This is a genomic window from Streptococcus mitis (genome assembly GCF_001579035.1).
Classification (GTDB): Bacteria; Bacillota; Bacilli; order Lactobacillales; family Streptococcaceae; genus Streptococcus; species Streptococcus mitis_J.
Genome location: NZ_KQ970285.1, coordinates 138116 through 156222, shown reverse-complemented (window position 1 = coordinate 156222; position 18107 = coordinate 138116). Strand labels below are relative to the sequence as shown.

The window sequence follows — 18107 nt, the reverse complement described above, 5'->3', positions numbered from 1 at the left end:
CGCGTTCAACCCCCAAAATGCAATCATCAATTGATAAAACAAGAAGGCCAAACTCGTATAGATAATGTAGTCAACAGGTGCTGGATTAATCAAGCCGTAGAATAAGATATAAGATACAATGATGGAAACCACCATACTCAAAATATCAAATATTCCCCAGAAAACCTGTTTTTGTTGTTTATTTAAAATTTCCACCAGATCAATGACATAATCTGCGAGTTTTTTATTCATAGAAATTTACTCCTCCTTAAAAGAGTTGGATGGTTATACTCAATGAAAATCAAAGAGCAAACTAGGAAACTAGCCGCAGGTTGCTCAAAACACTGTTTTGAGGTTGTAGATAAGACTGACGAAGTCAGCTCAAAACACTGTTTTGAGGTTGCAGATAGAACTGACGAAGTCAGTAACCATACCTACGGCAAGGCGACGTTGACGCGGTTTGAAGAGATTTTCGAAGAGCATTATATTGTTATTATAACACTTTTTCTCTAGTTTACGATTTGCTACAATCTTTTACTTGCTTTTTCGTAACAGTTTCATAAAAATAAACTGTCGGACAAATCCGGGACAAAGAGCAACAACCATCTGAATGGCAACACTCTTGGCATACTCCATGTAAGAAATTTGCCCTCTCTTCAGCATGCGCTGACGAGCCTGACGATAGAGTTTAAGGTAACGCAGTCCCCCACGACGCTCAAACATCCCTGCTCCAACACGAACCTTACACAAGATTTGATCCAGATTTCCAGTCTTGGCTCCTGCAGCAATCATATTGAGCCAGAGGAGGTCATCTTCCATATAAAGCCCATCCTCATAGTTGCCTGCCTTGAGAACCATATTCTTCTTGAACATAACAGTCATGTGGTTAAAGGCACTTCTCATCCTTTGATAAGCTACAATATCTGCATGTTGGGTTGGAACACGACGGTAAGAAACAATCTCATCAGGATTATCAATAAACTCTGCAATGTGTCCACCTAATAGGTCAAGATTGTCCTTCTCCATTAACTGAACCTGTTTCTCAAAACGATCTGGAACAGCTATATCATCCGTATCCATACGGGCAATAATATCATACTGACACTGCAAAACCCCCTGTCGAAGAGCCAGACCCAAACCTTGATTCTGCTCAAGAGGATAGCGTTTCACTGGAATATCAGACTCAGCTTCAAGCTGGTCTAATACCTGATAGAGCTCAGGTGTCAAAGGCCCATCCTCAACCAGAACCAATTCGCTCGGTTTCAGGGTCTGATTTTGAACACTCTCAATAGCATCCTTTAAAAATGTCGGATTTTCCTTGATATAGACCGACATCAATACGCTGATTTTTTGCTTTTCAGACACAGTTTTTCTCCAATGTATAGATTTCCTTCCACTATTTTATCATAATTTTCAAGACTTTCCCATTTTTATCTTGAAAGCCAGAACCCTTACTTGACATTATAGTGAAAAAGCCTTAAAATAAGCTGTTATTAAAATCAGCTAGAAGAGGTATTTTATGAAAAAGCAATCACTCTTTTTTGTTCCAGGTATTATCCTGATTGGTGTTTCCTTGCGGACTCCTTTTACTGTTTTACCCATTATTTTGGGAGATATTTCGCAAGGACTGGGAGTCGAAGTTAGTTCACTTGGTGTCCTGACCAGCCTTCCTCTCCTCATGTTTACCCTCTTCTCGCTCTTTTCTACCCGACTGGCTCAGAAAATCGGCTTGGAGCATCTCTTTACCTACAGTCTCTTCTTCTTGACCATTGGCTCACTTATTCGACTAATCAATCTGCCTCTCCTCTATCTAGGAACCTTGATGGTTGGGGCAAGTATCGCAGTCATCAATGTGCTGCTTCCTAGTCTCATCCAAGCCAATCAACCAAAGAAGATTGGTTTTCTGACCACCTTATATGTAACCTCTATGGGGATTGCAACGGCTCTGGCTTCCTATCTAGCCGTGCCCATTACACAAGCCAGTTCTTGGAAAGGACTTATCATCCTCCTCACCCTGCTCTGTCTAGCAACTTTTTTGGTTTGGCTGCCTAATCACCGCTATAATCACAGACTGGCTCCTCAAACCAAACAAAAAAGCCAAACAAAGGTCATGCATAATAAACAGGTCTGGGCAATTATTATCTTTGCAGGTTTTCAATCCTTGATCTTTTACACCGCTATGACCTGGCTACCTACCATGGCTATTCATGCAGGTCTATCCAGTCACGAAGCTGGCTTGCTAACTTCTATCTTCTCGCTGATTAGCATTCCTTTTTCAATGACCATCCCCAGCCTAACAACCAGCTTGTCTACTCGCAACCGTCAGCTCATGCTCACTCTGGTTTCACTAGCTGGTGTGGTTGGCATTTCCATGCTCTTTTTCCCAATCGGTAATTTCTTTTACTGGCTTGCCATCCATCTCCTCATCGGAACCGCGACCAGCGCCCTCTTCCCTTATCTCATGGTCAACTTTTCACTCAAGACAAGCGCTCCTGAAAAGACAGCCCAATTGTCCGGCCTATCTCAAACAGGAGGTTATATCCTAGCAGCCTTTGGGCCGACTCTCTTTGGTTACAGTTTTGACGTTTTTCACTCTTGGGTGCCAGCTGTAGCTGCCCTCTTACTCGTCGATCTCCTGATGACTGCGGCCCTCTTTACAGTGGACAGAGCTGATAAAATTCTTTAATTATTCTAAAATACTTCTCAGATATAAATAATGCAAAGCCAGACTCTGTCTGGTTTTTTTAGCTTCATTCCTTTTCAAATAAAGAGAAGAATCCAGCCAACCACTGCCCCTATCTAAAAAAATGGTATAATATTATTAAACAAAGTCCTAGATACAACTTGTTTAGATTAGAACAGTATGGGAACCTAAAAAATTATTACTTTTTGGAATTGCAGTCCGGCATAGTTATTGATAGACCAGAGAACTATCTGAAGTAAAATCTTGAATCAACTTTAACTGTTTCAACGCCATTAAGAAGAGTTAATTTGATAAAAAATCTCAATTGTCCAAGGACTATAAAAACATTTAAGGAGAAATTGATATGTTCGCAAAAGCTGGAGACGTCTATTGCTTTTACAATACCCATCTAAAAAAATACACAGCTTGTCAAATAACGAAGTTAGAAGAGAAAGGAGAAAAGCTAAAGGCTATCCTTCTGTCATTAGACTGGGTAGGAGAACAACCTCTTAAAGAAGGAGAACTATCCTCATTGAAGCCACTCTACAAAGATTTTATGTACTGGGAACGAGGCCTACACCTAAGTTATGTAGATATTAATGTCCCAGCCAATTATATTTTTATCGGAAATAGATCACCTTTAACGACTGAAAGCACAAATGCATATGAGGTTTCTTGGGGAAATGGCTACGACGTTTATAGGCAACTAAAATGGCAAGAAATACCAAAAGAAAAAAGAGACTTCTTTAAAAAGGCGGATAAGAGCAAGGAAAAGGTCCTATTTCTAGGGGAAGAATGTGCTATTTCTAGGCAAAATCTGAATAGTAAACTGACAGAGTTTGATGATGCTCTGGAATTGAAGGTTTTCCCTTGCTTGTCTGAACTGATCTTAAACAAATGGCCTCAAAATTTATACGAGTATCTACAGTTCAATCCATTTTTGAAGGTGATGAAGCTTGAAAACCATGAACAAACAAAGTTAGATTTCTCTCATACATATCTACGTAGACTGACCCTTGATATGACCGGCGTAAAGGAACTTCAATTAAACGATGATTTGGAAGAATTAATTTTAATTGGCGACTTTAACGAAAACTGTCAGATCCAAGCCAAAGAAAATGGAGCTAATTTACGGTTACTGCTTCATAAATCTGTGCCCATAGTCCAGGGATTAAAAGATTTAGGGGCCCTACATTGCTCAGGTATTCTGGAAATCGATTTTGCACAAGTCTTGAGTTGCTATCCTAAACTTAGGGAATTGAGATTGTGGGGAAAACCAGGAAACATCCGTAATTTCTATAAATTATCAGAATTCAAAGAACTAGCCGTTTTTTCAACCGTCGACCTGTTTGGCTTTACCGCAGAAGATATTCCTAGACCAGAAGATTTACCGAAACTAAACATGTTTTGGATGAGTAGCTTACCCGAAGATGCCGCTAAAGTAGCTAAAACATATTATAAAAAACAACAAGAAAAGGGACTAAATCTCTGGATTCAAAAACCTAGAAAATCTGAATGGCTGGCACAAAACTTGAACAATCCATTTCGTTCATGGGATGGACAAGAGAATATTTCAGCCGCAAACGCAAAAAAGGCAGCTACTCTATATAAAAAAACGAGAGCTGGTATTAGCAAGCTCGTTAAGAGTTCAGCTGACGAAATGATGCAGCAAGTCACTGACTTAGTAAGAGTTTATACCGAAAGCTTTAATAAAATGGACAAGCGTAACTGTTTTATTGAAACAAGCGAACGGGAGGACATCTACGCTGCTCTTGTTGATCTTTTAAATTTGATACCAGCTGAATTCAATATCAATAAAGAAAAACTGTTACAAGTATTTGACGAGCTAAGGGATTTTTAGATTGAAAGTTTGCTTAAGTCAATGTTTAAAATGGAGACTATTATGACTCGCTTTATACAAAATATCACAATAGAAAATCGGCAAGTCGACAGGGAAAATTTGTTTGCAATCGGTTATTGTCCAGAGATAGCAAAACATCTACTGTGTGTTCATATCTCTTGGATTGCAGGCTACGACCGCTATTATGAGTTGGATGAAGGCGATAGGGCTCTCTTTGAAATCAATCGAGAAATATTTCTCAAAAAATATGAAAAAGAAATCAAGGCACATCTGACTGAAAGATTGATTGGTGCTGGGGCGTTGAGGGATTATGATTTTAGATGTTTGCCTGATGACATCCTAGAAAGCTTGGACAAATACCCTCCATTTGAAGGCTATGTCTATCAAGATGGCTTACTCTGTCCCCGAATCAAGATTGAAGACAGGTATTTTAATCTTCCTCCGATTTACGATAAAGAGTACAGATAGTAATTGCATCAAGATTCGGATAGAGATACATAAATGTATATAAACAATAAGTGTTGAAACAATTATATCTGTGGTAGTGATGGACTGGAGAATCTCGCCCTTTGTAAAATAACTACCCGAGAATACTCAGGAGGTTGCCATGGCAATAGACGGAGTAAAGATTATAGACAGCGATGATGCTTACGATATTTATAACACCATAGTGGGAAGATATAAAAACGGCGAAAATCTTGCTAAGATAATCGAAGATATTTTAAATGATGAAAATAATTTTTGTATAGATGATTTTTATACTGAGATTTATTGGACAGCCTTTGCCTACTCCTTGTGGAAGATTGGACATTTACCAGAAGACATAAAAAATAAAACTCTCAAAATTATCGAAAAAGGAGCGGATAAGTTCTGGCTTGAAATTGACAGCAAAGCATTGAAACAAAGACAGAAAGTACTTGATAAACTAGCTATTCAGCTACAAAGTGTCAATCCGAAACCTCTTAAAGTTCCAAAAGCAAAAACAAAGAGGGAGCCGTACTTTAAGGTAGGAGATGTGCTTGTGGTTCAATTTGAAAATGAATACGGAGTCGGTTTTGTTTCAGCTCTCGACCAAAGTACGAGAAAAATAGAATATCACCTAGCCTTTACAAGGTTGCTACAAAAGAATAAGCCCACTATGACGGATTTTTTGAATAGCGAGATTGCTTGCAAGATGAATAATAGACAGTATGCTATTGATACTGACTGTTGGTTTAATCACAAGGATTTGGGGCTTTTACTAGATAAATTTGAGAAGATTGGTAAGATCATATTAGAAGATTATGCTCTGTGGACTTTAGCACCTGCCTGCACCTTGGGTGATATCTATGAAGAAATCACAGCGAGTAAGGGAGCCCGAGGTCTTCGTTTTATGGAGACGTATAAATTGATAAAAGCTATGGAATAAATGAGGAAGATAAGGGTTTAGATGGGAAAGGAATCTGTTTCAAAGCATATCCTAGATTATACATCATGATTCTAGTTTATCTTTAAAATATAAATTTCTGTGAAATAGCTGATGTTAGTTCCTCTAAACTTCTAGTTTCTCCTAGAAGTTTTTTATATATAAAAATTTTACACATTTCTCTTGACAGGGCTTTCTTTTAGATGTACAATGTATGTGTAGAAAAATTATATATAAAAATCTTACACATTAGAAAAGGAGGTTTCCCATGTACTTTCCAACATCCTCTGCCTTGATTGAATTTCTCATCTTGGCCGTACTGGAAAAAGGGGATTCTTATGGTTATGAGATTAGCCAAACCATTAAGCTGATCGCTAATATCAAAGAATCCACACTCTATCCCATTCTCAAAAAATTGGAAGGCAATAGCTTTCTGACAACCTATTCTAGAGAGTTCCAAGGTCGCATGCGCAAATACTACTCCTTGACAAATGGTGGTATAGAACAGCTCTTGACCCTAAAAGATGAATGGGCACTCTATACAGACACCATCAATGGCATCATAGAAGGGAGTATCCGCCATGACAAGAACTGAATACCTGACTCAGCTAGAACTCTATCTCAAAAAACTGCCTCAGGCTGACCAAATTGAAGCCATGGACTATTTCAGGGAACTCTTTGATGATGCTGGAGTCGAAGGAGAAGAAGAACTTATCGCTAGCTTGGGAACTCCCAAAGAAGCGGCCCACGAAGTCCTCTCTAATCTTCTCGATAAAAAAATCAATGAAGCACCTGCTCAAAAAAATAACCGACAAATTTTACATATCGCCTTGTTAGCTCTCCTTGCAGCACCCATCGGTATTCCTCTGGGAATCGCCATCCTCGTGACCCTGTTCGCAATCCTTGTGGCCGCTTTGACTGTCATTCTGGCTTTCTTTGCGATTTCCATACTTGGTATCATTGGCGGATTCCTATTTTTAGTTGAAAGTTTCACTGTCCTCGCCCAAGCCAAATCAGCCTTTATCTTGATTTTTGGTTCTGGTTTACTGGCTATCGGTGCTTCTTCACTAGTCTTACTAGGTATTTCCTATGTAGCCCGCTTCTTCGGCCTACTCATTGTTCGCCTGGTACAATTTGTTCTCAAAAAAGGAAAGAGAGGTGACCAGCATGCGTAAATTGACAAAAGGATTTCTCATTTTTGGTGTGGTGACTACCATTATCGGCTTTATCCTGCTCTTTGTAGGAATCCAATCTGACGGGATTAAGAGTCTGCTTGCCATGTCCAAGGAGCCTGTCTATGATAGTCGGATGGAAGAGTTGACCTTTGGCAAGGAAGTCGAAAACCTAGAGATTACTCTCCATCAACACGCACTGACCATCACAGACTCTTTCGATGATCAAATCCACATTTCTTACCATCCATCTCTTTCTGCTCACCATGATCTTATCACAAATCAGAACGATAAAACGCTGAGCCTCACTGATAAGAAACTGTCTGAAACTCCATTTCTCTCTTCTGGAATTGGCGGGATTCTCCATATCGCAAGCAGCTACTCTCGTCGTTTTGAAGAAGTTATTCTCCAATTGCCAAAAGGGAGAACTCTAAAAGGAATCAACATCTCAGCAAATCGCGGTCAAACCAGTATCACCAATGCCAGCCTTGAAAATGCGACCCTCAATACCAATAATGGCTATCTCCTCCGAATTGAAGGAAGTCGTATCAAAAACAGTAAACTCACAACCCCTAATATCATTAATATCTTTGATACAGACCTTACAGATAGTCAGCTAGAGTCAACAGGACATCACTTCCACGCTGAAAATATCCAAGTTCACGGCAAAGTGGAATTAACTTCTAAAGACCATCTCTCAATCACTCTGACGCAAAAAGAAAGCCAACGAATTAATTGGGACATCTCAAGTAACTATGGTTCTATCTTACAAGCCACAAGAGAAAAACCTGGATCAAAATACACAGAATTAAGCAACCCTTACAAAACTGAAAAAGCTGGTGTCAAGGATCAACTCATTGCTAGAGCTGATAATGATATCACTCTAATATCCACACCAATCAGACGTTGACAAAAGCGCTTACATCTGCTACTATGGAAGCATATTTATCTAACTAAAAAGGAGGTTCTACCATGAAACAAGAATGGTTTGAAAGTAATGATTTTGTAAAAACAACAAGCAAGAACAAGCCTGATGAACAAGCCCAAGATGTTGCAGACAAGGCTGAAGAAACGATAGCCGATCTCGATACACCAATTGAAAAAAATACTCAAGTAGAGGAGGACGTCTCTCAAGCTGAAGTCGAACTTGAAAGCCAGCAAGAAGAAAAAATTGAAACGCCTGAAAACGGTGAAGCGAGAACAGAAATAGAAGAAAAGAAGGCATTAGATTCTACTGAAGAAGAGCAAGATCTTTCTGGGGAAACAGAAAAAGTCACTATAGCTGAAGAAATCCAAGAAGCACTTCCTCAGCAAAAAACAATCTTGAAAGAGCCACTTCTTATCAGTCAATCCTTAGAAAGTCCTTATATTCCCGACCAAGCTCCAAAATCTACGGATAAATGGAAAGAGCAAGTGCTTGATTTTTGGTCTTGGCTAGTGGAAGCTCTCAAATCTCCTACAAGCAAGCTTGAAACAAGTAGCACACACAGTTACACAGCCTTTCTCTTGCTCATTCTATTTTCTGCATCTTCCTTTTTCTTTAGTATCTATCACATCAAACAGGCCTACTATGGACATATAGCAACTATCAACAGCCACTTCCCTGAGCAGCTAGCTCCTTTAACTCTCTTTTCTATCATCTCTATCCTAGTAGCGACAACACTCTTCTTCTTTTCATTCCTCTTGGGTAGTTTCGTCGTGAGACGATTTATCTACCAAGAAAAGGACTGGACGCTGGAAAAGGTTCTCCAACAATATAGTCAACTCTTGGCAATTCCAATCATCCTCACTGCCATTGCTAGTTTCTTTGCCTTCTTTGATAGCCTACGATTTACGGCCCTCTTGTGTGTGATTAGCATTGGAATCATTCTGCTTGCTAGTCTCCATATCATTACAAGACCAAGTCAGACAAGTGAAACCGACTCCTTTTATCAGCTATTCTTATCTGTCCTTGTGAACGGAGTGATCATCCTCCTCTTCTTTGTAGCTGAAGTCGCACTGATTGGGGATTATCTTCGTATCTTGGCCTTTCTTTAAACTTCAATCCTGTCATCCATGGCAGGATTTTTTATATATCAAAAAGCAAGTCACTTGACCTACTTCTGCTTTACTCTTCTTGTGCTAATGTTTTAAAATCTTGTCCTAGAATGGGTTGGATTTCTAATTGATTGGCATCTAGTTGGTGGTAAGACGCTGATGGTAGTAACTCTAAGAATTTTGCATAGTCCAAGCGAGCAATGGCTTCATAGTCTTCTGGTTTAGAGCCATCTCCTGTGATTTGAACTAAATCAATCTCCCACTGCACTTCCTTATCCACCAATTGCTCAATATAGGCAGCAGGAACAAATGGTTCTCTCGGTAAAACAGTCTTGACTCCTTGAGCCAGATGGTAAACACCGTGCACTTGCCCTTCTCCATCCTGATAGAAGGAAACTCTTGCAAAGTAGGCATCTGTCTCTTGAACCGCACGCACACGCGCTTCAAACTGAGCCAAACCATCTTCCTCTAAAAACCTTTTCAAATCCTCATGACTAAAGAAAACAGGATTAAAAATTCCTTGGCAAATCGTAAAACGGGCTGCAGTGTCTGTCAGATGGGCTTGAATACTTGCTTGGAAATAAGCTTCAAAATCAAAACCATCTAGCCCCTCAATCTCAGTTCCTGTATAAGCAAGCAGAGCATCTAAAAATGACTTGATAATCTGCCAGTCTGTCTTCGTTAGTAGGTCAGGAAGATCGACACGATAGGCCTTTTGACCATCAGCATAGCTAACCTTAAAGAGAAATTGTGATTGCCCCACTATCGCACATTCGATATACTCGAGACGGTTAAGAGGCTGACGGAGATAGACGGCATCATAACTATGCGACTCCAAACCATCTAGCAAGGCCAAGATAGACTTGGCAGTCAAAATCTCCTGTTCTCCTAAAATGCTCTGTTTATTTGGAATTAAAAATGTTTTCGTCATAACTAGACTCCTTTGAAATCGTTTACATACAGTATACCTTATTTTTCTGAAAGATACAGAAACAAACTTTAGATTTTTGAGTACAAAGCATAGAAAAACAGCCCCTGAGGACTGTTTAATCTTATACAGTAGCTGCTTGATCCAAGCTTTCACCGATAGCGACTAGGCGCTCAATCACTTCAGCTTGTGTCAATTCATGTTCTGAAACATAGCGGTTACGTGGGTGAACACGGCACTCGTGTGAGCATCCACGAAGATACTTGTCTTCATTTTCTTCTGACGTCAGGATGCGACGGTTACAGAAGGGATTTCCACAGTTGACATAACGTTCACATGGTGTTCCATCAAACCAGTCTTTCCCTACGATGGTTGGGTTAACATGGTTAACATCGACTGCGATACGCTCATCAAAGACGTACATTTTCCCATCCCAAAGCTCACCTTGGACTTCTGGGTCTTTACCGTAAGTTGCGATTCCTCCGTGCAATTGTCCAACATCTTTGTAGCCTTCACGAACCATCCAGCCTGAGAATTTCTCACAGCGAACGCCACCTGTACAGTAAACCACGACGCGCTTGTCCATGAATTTTTCCTTGTTATCACGAACCCACTGTGGCAACTCACGGAAGTTGCGGATGTCTGGGCGGATAGCCCCACGGAAATGTCCTAGGTCGTACTCATAATCGTTACGTGTGTCAAGGACAACGGTATCTTTATCAAGAAGCGCTTCTTTGAACTCTTTTGGAGACAAGTAAGCACCTGTTGTTTCAAGTGGGTTGATGTCATTGTCAAAGTCGTTGTCTTCCAAACCAAGGTGGACAATTTCTTTCTTGTAGCGAACAAACATCTTCTTGAAGGCTTGTTCATTTTCTTCGTCAATCTTGAACCAGAGATCTTCCATTCCTGGGAGACTGTGAACGTAGTCCATGTATTTTTGAGTTGTTTCGTAATCCCCTGAAACTGTTCCGTTAATTCCTTCGTCAGCGACTAGGATACGGCCTTTAAGGCCGATTGATTTACAGAAAGCCAAGTGGTCTGCAGCAAATTGCTCTGCATTTTCAATTGGAGTATAAAGGTAGTAAAGTAAGACACGAATATCTTTTGCCATAAGATTTGTTCTCTTTTCTATTCTTAAATTTTCTAAATTTTTTATTTATCCATACTAGTATACCTGCTTGAGAAAACGAATGCAATTTATTTGACTGGAAATTGCTATATTTCAATTTAGAAAAAAATTTCTTGTACACTACACTTAGTATCAATCATATTTTAAAAAATCCTTGGATTTTCCAAGGATTCATTTTTAAACTTTTTTAGCTTTAGCCATATAGAACAGTTGGAGTAGAATACCAAGGATAGCCATGCCGATAACGATAAAGAAGGCCATTGTATAATCTCCTTGGTTTGCCTGTGCAAGACGTGCTCCTAACTGAGGACCAGCAATAGCAGCTACGCCATAAGCAGTAAACATCCATCCATAGTTTGTCCCTACGTATGTAACTCCCCAGTTTTCAGCAGTAATTCCTGGGAATGAACCGAGGAAGCCTCCAAATGACAAGGCAACCATCATAATTCCAAGGATGGCCAAGATGCTTCCAGGACCTTTGAATAAGGCTGTGAGCAACAAACCAGTAGCAACCGCTCCAAACATGGCAATAACGGTAGGATAGCGACCAATCTTATCAGATACCGTACCCCAGAAGATACGACCAAATGTATTAGCGATAGATACCAGCATAACAAAGAGTGTAGCTTCTCCTACAAGTTTATACTGGTCAGAAATTGATGCTGCAGTACCGATAATCATCATTCCACCAGTAGCACCAAGAACGTAAATCAACCATAGAAGCCAGTAATTTCCATCACGAAGCATTTCTTTGTAAGTTTTACCTTCTGGTTGAGCTGTTCCAGCTGCCGGCGCTGCTGCAGGAGCTTTCTCCATTACCAATGAAGAAGTGCAAATAACAATTAGAAGAATGATACCCAATACTTTGAATGTTGAGTAAACACCCATAGAAGCAATCAAAGCTTTGGCAACTGGACCGATAATGAGCGGGCCTAACCCGAAACCTGCTGCTGTCAAACCACCAGCTAAACCTTTTTTATCTGGGAACCACTTAGTGGCAACTGAAGTAGATGCTCCATAAGCTGAACCAATACCAAGTCCTAGGACAACCCCATAAGTGAGGTACAGGACTGGAAGAGAAGTAGCAAATCCAGTAGCAAACATACCAGCACCGAAGAGAATACCACCTAGGAATACAAATTTCTTAGGTCCTGCTGAATCAACCTTAGGACCGAAAATAATCATACCAACAGGTACCATTGCAAAAGAAATACTAAAGGCCAAAGAAGTTTGGGCTTGAACCCATCCTTGACTAGAATTGGTTTCTAGCAGCGCCTTTTGAAAGACTGACCAGGCGTAACCAGCACCTAGAGATAGATTCGTTAAAATGGCTGCTGCCAAAATTAACCATCGATTGGGTGTTTTTTTCATTTGAATAACCTCATGTAAAATTTCTTGTTCCTAAAAAGAATAGAGAACAACTTTTATCATTTTTTCACCTACCTCGTTTAAATTGATCATTGTATAAATTTTTAAGTATATAGAACTGTGTAAATGACATACATCTATATACGACTGCTTAAAAATTTATATCTATAGATCTCTTAAATCAGAACAAGATGAATTTTCACAATGTTAAGCGCTTTCATTGTACTCTTATTATAAGCTACTTTATTCTAAAAATCTACTTAATAAAAATTAATAAAGATATAAGAAATTTTAATATTTTAATCACCTGTTATCATTTTAATATTGTTTATATCATCTGATTCGGATAATTATCTAAATAAGGTAAAAAACCACTGCCCTCCTCAGACCAACCTGAGGAAAGCAGTGATTCTTATTTTAGGAATTAGGAATGAATACACGAAATCAATTGATCTTATGATTTTTTGTTTTTCAAGAATTCATCGTATTGTTTTTGCATTTCGTTCAATACTTTTTCGTAGGCACCTTCAGATTTCAATTTTTCCATCAATTCTGGAATCGCTTTATCTGGGTCTACAGTACCAGTGTTGATAGCTGTATCAAATTGTTGCATTGTGTTAGAAATAGCTGAGATTTCAGATTTCACATTGTCAGTATTGAAGATAAATCCAAGCGCTGGAGATTCTTTAGCTTCTGCCAATTCTTTCTTAGAATTTTCGATTTGTTGGTCTGTAACGTTTTCGTTGATGTAAAGGATCCAGTTGTTACCAGTGTTCCATCCACCCATGTGAGTGTTTCCTTTGTAGCCATCAAGAACGCGAACACGGTTTTCTTTACCTTCAATTTTTTCCCAGTTCTTACCTTCTGGACCGTAAACAAGACCGTTCAAAAGTTCTGGGTTAGTGTTCAAGAGGTTCAACACTTCCATTGATTTTTCTTTGTTCTTAGAGTTGTTTGAGATGACAAAGTTAGCAACTTGTGTTGTTTGGTTTTTCTTGATGAAGTTAGTGAATGATTTGATTTGGATATCTTTGTTAGCAACACGTGAAAGCAAGCTGTTACCGTAGTCAGCTGGTCCTACTGTTTCTTCACGAACGAACCAAGTATCTTGTTGAAGGTCAAATGAAGTATCGCTTGTTGCGACATCTTTTGGAATGTAGCCAGCTTCATAGAATTTGTGAAGAGTCTTCAAGTGTTCTTTGAAACGAGGAACGTCATAACGGTTTACAATCTTAGTAGTATCCCCTTCAAGGTCGATAACGAATGGAAGACCGTTTGCTACTGGGTAGTCAAAGTTCTCAGAAGGGATGAAGTTCTTAGTAGCTGCAAATGGTACTACGTCTGGAGCTTTTTCTTTGATTTGTTTCAAGACTGGCTCAAGAGTTTCGTAAGAAGTAACACCTGAAATATCGATACCATATTTGGCAAGGAGAGTTCCGTTGAAGGCAAAGTTTTGAGATGATGCAACGTTGGCTGCAACTGGAACAGCGTAAATTTTACCGTTTACAGTATTACCCTTGATGTAAGCTGGGTCAAGTGCTTTGTAAAGGTCTTTACCTTCTTTTTTGTACAATTCTGTCAAGTCAGCGTAAGCACCTTTTTGAGCATTTACAATGTAGTTATCTGCAAAGGCGATATCATAGTTTTCACCAGATGATGTGATAACTGACATTTTCTTACCATAGTCACCCCAGCCAAGGTATTGGATATCCAATTTGGCACCAACTTTTTCTTCGATGATTTTGTTGGCATTTGCTAACAATTCATCCAAGTTGTCTGGTTTGTCACCGATTTGGTACATTTTGATAACAGGTTTGTCACCTGAATCAGCAGCTTTTTTGCTGTTACCTGTCAAATTTCCACAAGCAGCAAGACCTGCAGCCAAAGCGACTACACTAGCAGATGCAAAAGCATATTTTTTCCAGTTTTTCATGATAAAAACTCCTTTTTTTATTTTTAAACTTATAAACAATGTAATGATCTTAACTTCACACAAGGGAAGTTGGGAACTGAGAAATGTTCTTTCTCAATAAGCACTATTCTTTCACACCACCGATAGTCAAACCTTTTACAAAGTAGCGTTGGAAGAATGGATACAAAATCGCGATTGGAAGGGTTGCGACCACAACCATGGCCATACGACCTGTTTCTTTCGGTAGAGCAACTCCCAGTTGACCAGTCAAGCCGACCGCTTTGGCAATGTAGTCCATATTTTGTTGGATTTGCATCAGCAAATATTGCAATGGATACAAGTTGTCACTCTTGATGTAAAGAAGGGCGTTGAACCAGTCATTCCAGAAACCAAGTGCTGTCAAAAGCGTGATGGTTGCGATACCTGGTAGTGACAATGGCAAACAGATTTGGAAGAAAATCCGAGCCTCACTAGCACCATCGATACGAGCCGATTCTAGAATGGCTTCTGGAATGGTCTTCTTGAAGAAGGAACGCATCAAGATGATGTTAAATGGTGAGAGAAGCATTGGAACAATCAAGGCCCAAACAGTATCCCCAAGCTGAAGCACACGAGTCACCATGATATAACCTGGTACCAAACCAGCGTTGAACAACATACTGAGCAGAACGAAGATGGTAAAGAATCTGCGATACTTAAAGGTTGTCCGTGAAATAGCGTAGGCATAGGTTGTTGTGATAAAGACATTTGTAAATGTCCCAACTACGGTTACAAAGACAGAAATGAAGAGGGCCTGTAAGATTTTATCCTTAAACTGTGCCAAGAACTCAAAACCGTCTAATCCAAATTGGGATGGGAAGAAGCTGTAGCCGTATTGGAGGAGGCTTTTCTCGTCCGTCACTGAAATAATGATAACGAATACGAAGGGTAGGATACAAGAGAGGGCAATCAAACCCGAAATGGTACTGAAGAAGATATCTGCTTTCTTACTGAAGGAGTGAATGCCGACATTATCAATTTTTTCTTTTTAATTTTCTTTTCTGCCATATTCTCCTCCTTTCTAGAACAAAGCTGAGTTTGGATCAACTCGTCTTGCAAGTAAGTTTGATAGAACCACCAGAATCAAGCCGACTACTGATTGGTAGAGACCTGCTGCTGAAGCCATCCCAATATCCGCTGTCTGGGTCAATCCATTATATACATATACGTCCAAGACGTTGGTTACGTTATAAAGCTGACCAGCATTGTGAGGGATTTGGTAGAAAAGACCGAAGTCTGCACGGAAGATATTTCCGACTGCAAGGATGGTCAATACAGTTACCAGCGGTGTCAACTGCGGAATGGTTACATTGCGAATCCGTTGCCATTTGCTGGCTCCGTCCACTGTCGCTGCTTCGTAGTAGGTTGGATCAATTCCCATGATTGTCGCATAGTACATAACACTGCTATATCCAAAACCTTTCCAAATACCTAGGAAAAGTAGGAGATAAGGCCAAATTCCCAAATCAGCGTAGAAGTTGACTTCTTTGAGACCAAGACTTTCCAATAAATGATTGAACACCCCTTTATCAATATTGAGGAAGGCATCTGTAAAGAAACTGATGATAACCCAAGACAAGAAGTAAGGGAACAACATAGAAGTTTGGAAAATCTTCACCATTCTCTTGGAACGGAGCTCGCTGAGGATAATGGCAATCCCTACAGATACAACTAAACCTAGAAAGATAAAGCCAAGATTGTAGAGGACCGTATTTCGTGTGATAATAAAGGCGTCTCTTGAACTAAATAAGAATCTGAAATTATCGAGTCCGACCCATTTACTATTTATGATACTATCTATGAAACCATTACTGGTCATGTGGTAGTCTTTGAAGGCAACCACATTCCCAAATACTGGAATGTAGAAGAATAGAATCAACCAGAGTGCCCCTGGCAAAACCATCAAGAGAAAGATCCAGTTGTCTCTCAAGGTTTTTGAAAACTTATTCATAATTTCCTCCCTTTTTATTTTGATATCCATCTAAAAATTCCTTTTTAGACTTTTGATAACGATTACATTATTAGTATACTCCTATTTGCAGATTAGGTTAAACTCCTAATTATAGAAAAAACTCCACAAATTATGTAGCAGATTTAAAACTTTATCACCACTATCAAACAAATGTCCTAAATCAATTGTTTATTTTATCTCTATTTGCACCGTGATGGCGTCACTCTGTTACCCTGTGCTAGTCTCTCAAAACAAAATTTTAGGAGCAATGAAGCCCACTATTTTTTTAAAAAAAGCCTATTATCAAGTTCCTTAGACTTTTGACCATAGGCGTTTTTCTCTTTTAACGTTTTTTCTCAAAACTCATCATGAGCTCTGTCTAAAAATAAAGGTACTACTTTTCTCAACTTTTTTAGAAAGCTAATACTCTTCGAAAATCTCTTCAAACTACGTCAGCTTCCATCTGCAACCTCAAAACAGTGTTTTGAGCAACCTGCAGTTAGCTTCCTAGTTTGCTCGTTGATTTTCATTAAGTATAAGGCAAGGCCAAATCAATTTATAACAATGTTTTAGAAGCGATATTGTACTAGTCCAGACTCAGTTCATTATAGTGTCTGATTTCTCCCAGACTGACTCCCTACAAAAAGTGCAAATAAGAAATCTCCAGCTTAGTAACTATCAGTGAGTTCTCGAGTCTGAAAATTTTTCAATATACCTCGTTATTGAACAGTTACAGTCAGCCGTCCACTTCCTGACATGCAAAAATCTCCTAGCAGGCTTTCCTGCTAGGAGATTTTCTTATGAGAGGTACTTGTTTCAGCTTTGAAAATCGGACTTATTATTCGATAATTATCAAACAATCTACCAATTAAGCTTCTTCGTCTTCTTTACGACGACGGCCTGCAAGACCAAAACCAAGTAAGGCACTTGCGGCTGCTGCTACCATAGCTACAGTAGAATCTGCTGTACCTGTATTTGGCAATTCTTTAGATTCTTTAGGCGCATTTGCTTGTGCTGATGCTTCTTGGTTGGCATTCGCTGCTTGAGCAGTAGCTGGAGCTACAGCTGGTGTTTGAGCAGCTTGGTCCTTAGCTGGGCTTGTATGGTCAGTTGCTGGAGCAACTTTCGCCATAAAGTCTTCGATACGTTTAACCATTGCATCCACTTCTGCTTGACTTGCGTCTGCATTGGCAAATACTTTCTTAGCTTCTTCTAATAATGCTTTAGCTTCTTTTGTACTATTTTCATCCAATTTATCTGCTTGATTGATGATTAAGTCATCTAATTGGTGAATTGCTGATTCTAATTTAGATTTATCTGTCTTAGAGTCAGCTTCTGAGTAATAAACACGTTCTCTAAAGGCATCATCTCTTGGAATAGCTAATACTTGACCATCTTTTGTAACAATAGTCACATTTCCTTTTTCATCGATACTAATAGCTACTTCTTTTGTTTCTTTCTCACCATCTTTTGTAACGATTGTTGCATTACCATTTTTGTCGATGATAATTTTTGCACCGTTTTTAGAGGTGTAAGTTGTAGTTCCTTGATCGTCTATTTCTTTCTTTAAACTATTCAAATCAAATTCTGGAACGTTTGTAATAGCACCTAAAATCATGAATTGGAATTGTTCTTTTTCTTTA

The 18107-nt window shown here is 39.3% G+C and carries 17 protein-coding genes and 1 pseudogene; 9 read left to right on the top strand and 9 right to left on the bottom strand.

Annotation, left to right across the window (positions count from 1 at the left end; genetic code table 11):
• Positions 1 to 231: pseudogene (locus SMIDD26_RS12465) on the bottom strand (polysaccharide biosynthesis protein); the annotation flags it as partial.
• Positions 232 to 273: 42 nt separating this feature from the next.
• Here SMIDD26_RS12465 and SMIDD26_RS12460 point away from each other — a divergent pair.
• Complete coding sequence (locus SMIDD26_RS12460; protein WP_061438616.1) at positions 274 to 492, top strand: hypothetical protein; 219 nt, start codon at positions 274 to 276, stop codon at positions 490 to 492.
• Between the two features lie 21 nt (positions 493 to 513).
• Here SMIDD26_RS12460 and SMIDD26_RS00690 read toward each other — a convergent pair whose 3' ends face one another.
• Positions 514 to 1344 carry a glycosyltransferase gene (locus SMIDD26_RS00690; RefSeq protein ID WP_061438615.1) on the bottom strand — a complete coding sequence of 277 codons (831 nt, stop codon included), beginning with the start codon at positions 1342 to 1344 and terminating at the stop codon, positions 514 to 516.
• Between the two features lie 154 nt (positions 1345 to 1498).
• On the opposite strand from SMIDD26_RS00690, the gene SMIDD26_RS00685 reads away from it, so the two are divergent.
• The 8 genes from SMIDD26_RS00685 to SMIDD26_RS00650 all read left to right on the top strand — a co-directional run bounded on the left by SMIDD26_RS00685 (position 1499) and on the right by SMIDD26_RS00650 (position 9137).
• Positions 1499 to 2665, top strand: coding sequence for a CynX/NimT family MFS transporter (locus SMIDD26_RS00685; RefSeq protein ID WP_061438614.1), 1167 nt, complete (start codon positions 1499 to 1501; stop codon positions 2663 to 2665).
• Positions 2666 to 3026: 361 nt separating this feature from the next.
• Positions 3027 to 4523, top strand: a complete 1497-nt coding sequence (locus tag SMIDD26_RS00680; RefSeq protein ID WP_061438613.1) for a hypothetical protein — start codon at positions 3027 to 3029, stop codon at positions 4521 to 4523.
• 42 nt (positions 4524 to 4565) lie between these two features.
• Positions 4566 to 4991, top strand: coding sequence for a hypothetical protein (locus tag SMIDD26_RS00675; RefSeq protein WP_061438612.1), 426 nt, complete (start codon positions 4566 to 4568; stop codon positions 4989 to 4991).
• A gap of 139 nt (positions 4992 to 5130) precedes the next feature.
• On the top strand, positions 5131 to 5931 hold the full coding sequence (locus SMIDD26_RS00670; protein WP_061438611.1) for a hypothetical protein: 801 nt from the start codon (positions 5131 to 5133) through the stop codon (positions 5929 to 5931).
• Positions 5932 to 6196: 265 nt separating this feature from the next.
• Positions 6197 to 6523, top strand: coding sequence for a PadR family transcriptional regulator (locus tag SMIDD26_RS00665; RefSeq protein ID WP_000273854.1), 327 nt, complete (start codon positions 6197 to 6199; stop codon positions 6521 to 6523).
• Positions 6510 to 7103, top strand: coding sequence for a DUF1700 domain-containing protein (locus SMIDD26_RS00660; RefSeq protein WP_061438610.1), 594 nt, complete (start codon positions 6510 to 6512; stop codon positions 7101 to 7103). Before SMIDD26_RS00665 ends, SMIDD26_RS00660 begins: the two co-directional genes overlap by 14 nt.
• A complete protein-coding gene (locus SMIDD26_RS00655; RefSeq protein WP_061438609.1) occupies positions 7096 to 8010 on the top strand; it encodes a DUF4097 family beta strand repeat-containing protein in 915 nt (304 codons plus the stop codon). Before SMIDD26_RS00660 ends, SMIDD26_RS00655 begins: the two co-directional genes overlap by 8 nt.
• 62 nt (positions 8011 to 8072) lie before the next feature.
• Entirely contained in the window at positions 8073 to 9137 is a 1065-nt protein-coding gene (locus SMIDD26_RS00650) for a DUF6574 domain-containing protein (protein WP_061438608.1), read from the top strand.
• Positions 9138 to 9207: 70 nt separating this feature from the next.
• Here SMIDD26_RS00650 and SMIDD26_RS00645 read toward each other — a convergent pair whose 3' ends face one another.
• The 7 genes from SMIDD26_RS00645 to SMIDD26_RS11150 all read right to left on the bottom strand — a co-directional run.
• Complete coding sequence (locus SMIDD26_RS00645; RefSeq protein ID WP_061438607.1) at positions 9208 to 10068, bottom strand: DUF4299 family protein; 861 nt, start codon at positions 10066 to 10068, stop codon at positions 9208 to 9210.
• Between the two features lie 121 nt (positions 10069 to 10189).
• On the bottom strand, positions 10190 to 11176 hold the full coding sequence (locus tag SMIDD26_RS00640) for an oxygen-dependent tRNA uridine(34) hydroxylase TrhO (protein WP_061438606.1): 987 nt from the start codon (positions 11174 to 11176) through the stop codon (positions 10190 to 10192).
• A gap of 195 nt (positions 11177 to 11371) precedes the next feature.
• Positions 11372 to 12565: an L-lactate MFS transporter gene (locus tag SMIDD26_RS00635; protein WP_050390523.1), complete on the bottom strand. Its 1194-nt coding sequence runs from the start codon at positions 12563 to 12565 to the stop codon at positions 11372 to 11374.
• A gap of 451 nt (positions 12566 to 13016) precedes the next feature.
• Positions 13017 to 14495 (bottom strand): ABC transporter substrate-binding protein, encoded by a 1479-nt coding sequence (locus tag SMIDD26_RS00630; protein WP_061438605.1) that lies wholly within the window; start codon positions 14493 to 14495, stop codon positions 13017 to 13019.
• A 103-nt stretch (positions 14496 to 14598) separates the two neighbouring features.
• Positions 14599 to 15492: a carbohydrate ABC transporter permease gene (locus tag SMIDD26_RS00625; protein WP_134990070.1), complete on the bottom strand. Its 894-nt coding sequence runs from the start codon at positions 15490 to 15492 to the stop codon at positions 14599 to 14601.
• A gap of 42 nt (positions 15493 to 15534) precedes the next feature.
• Entirely contained in the window at positions 15535 to 16464 is a 930-nt protein-coding gene (locus tag SMIDD26_RS00620) for an ABC transporter permease (RefSeq protein ID WP_007284784.1), read from the bottom strand.
• An 868-nt stretch (positions 16465 to 17332) separates the two neighbouring features.
• A partial coding sequence (locus SMIDD26_RS11150; protein ID WP_134990096.1) for an LPXTG cell wall anchor domain-containing protein occupies positions 17333 to 18107 on the bottom strand: 775 nt, incomplete at its 5' end.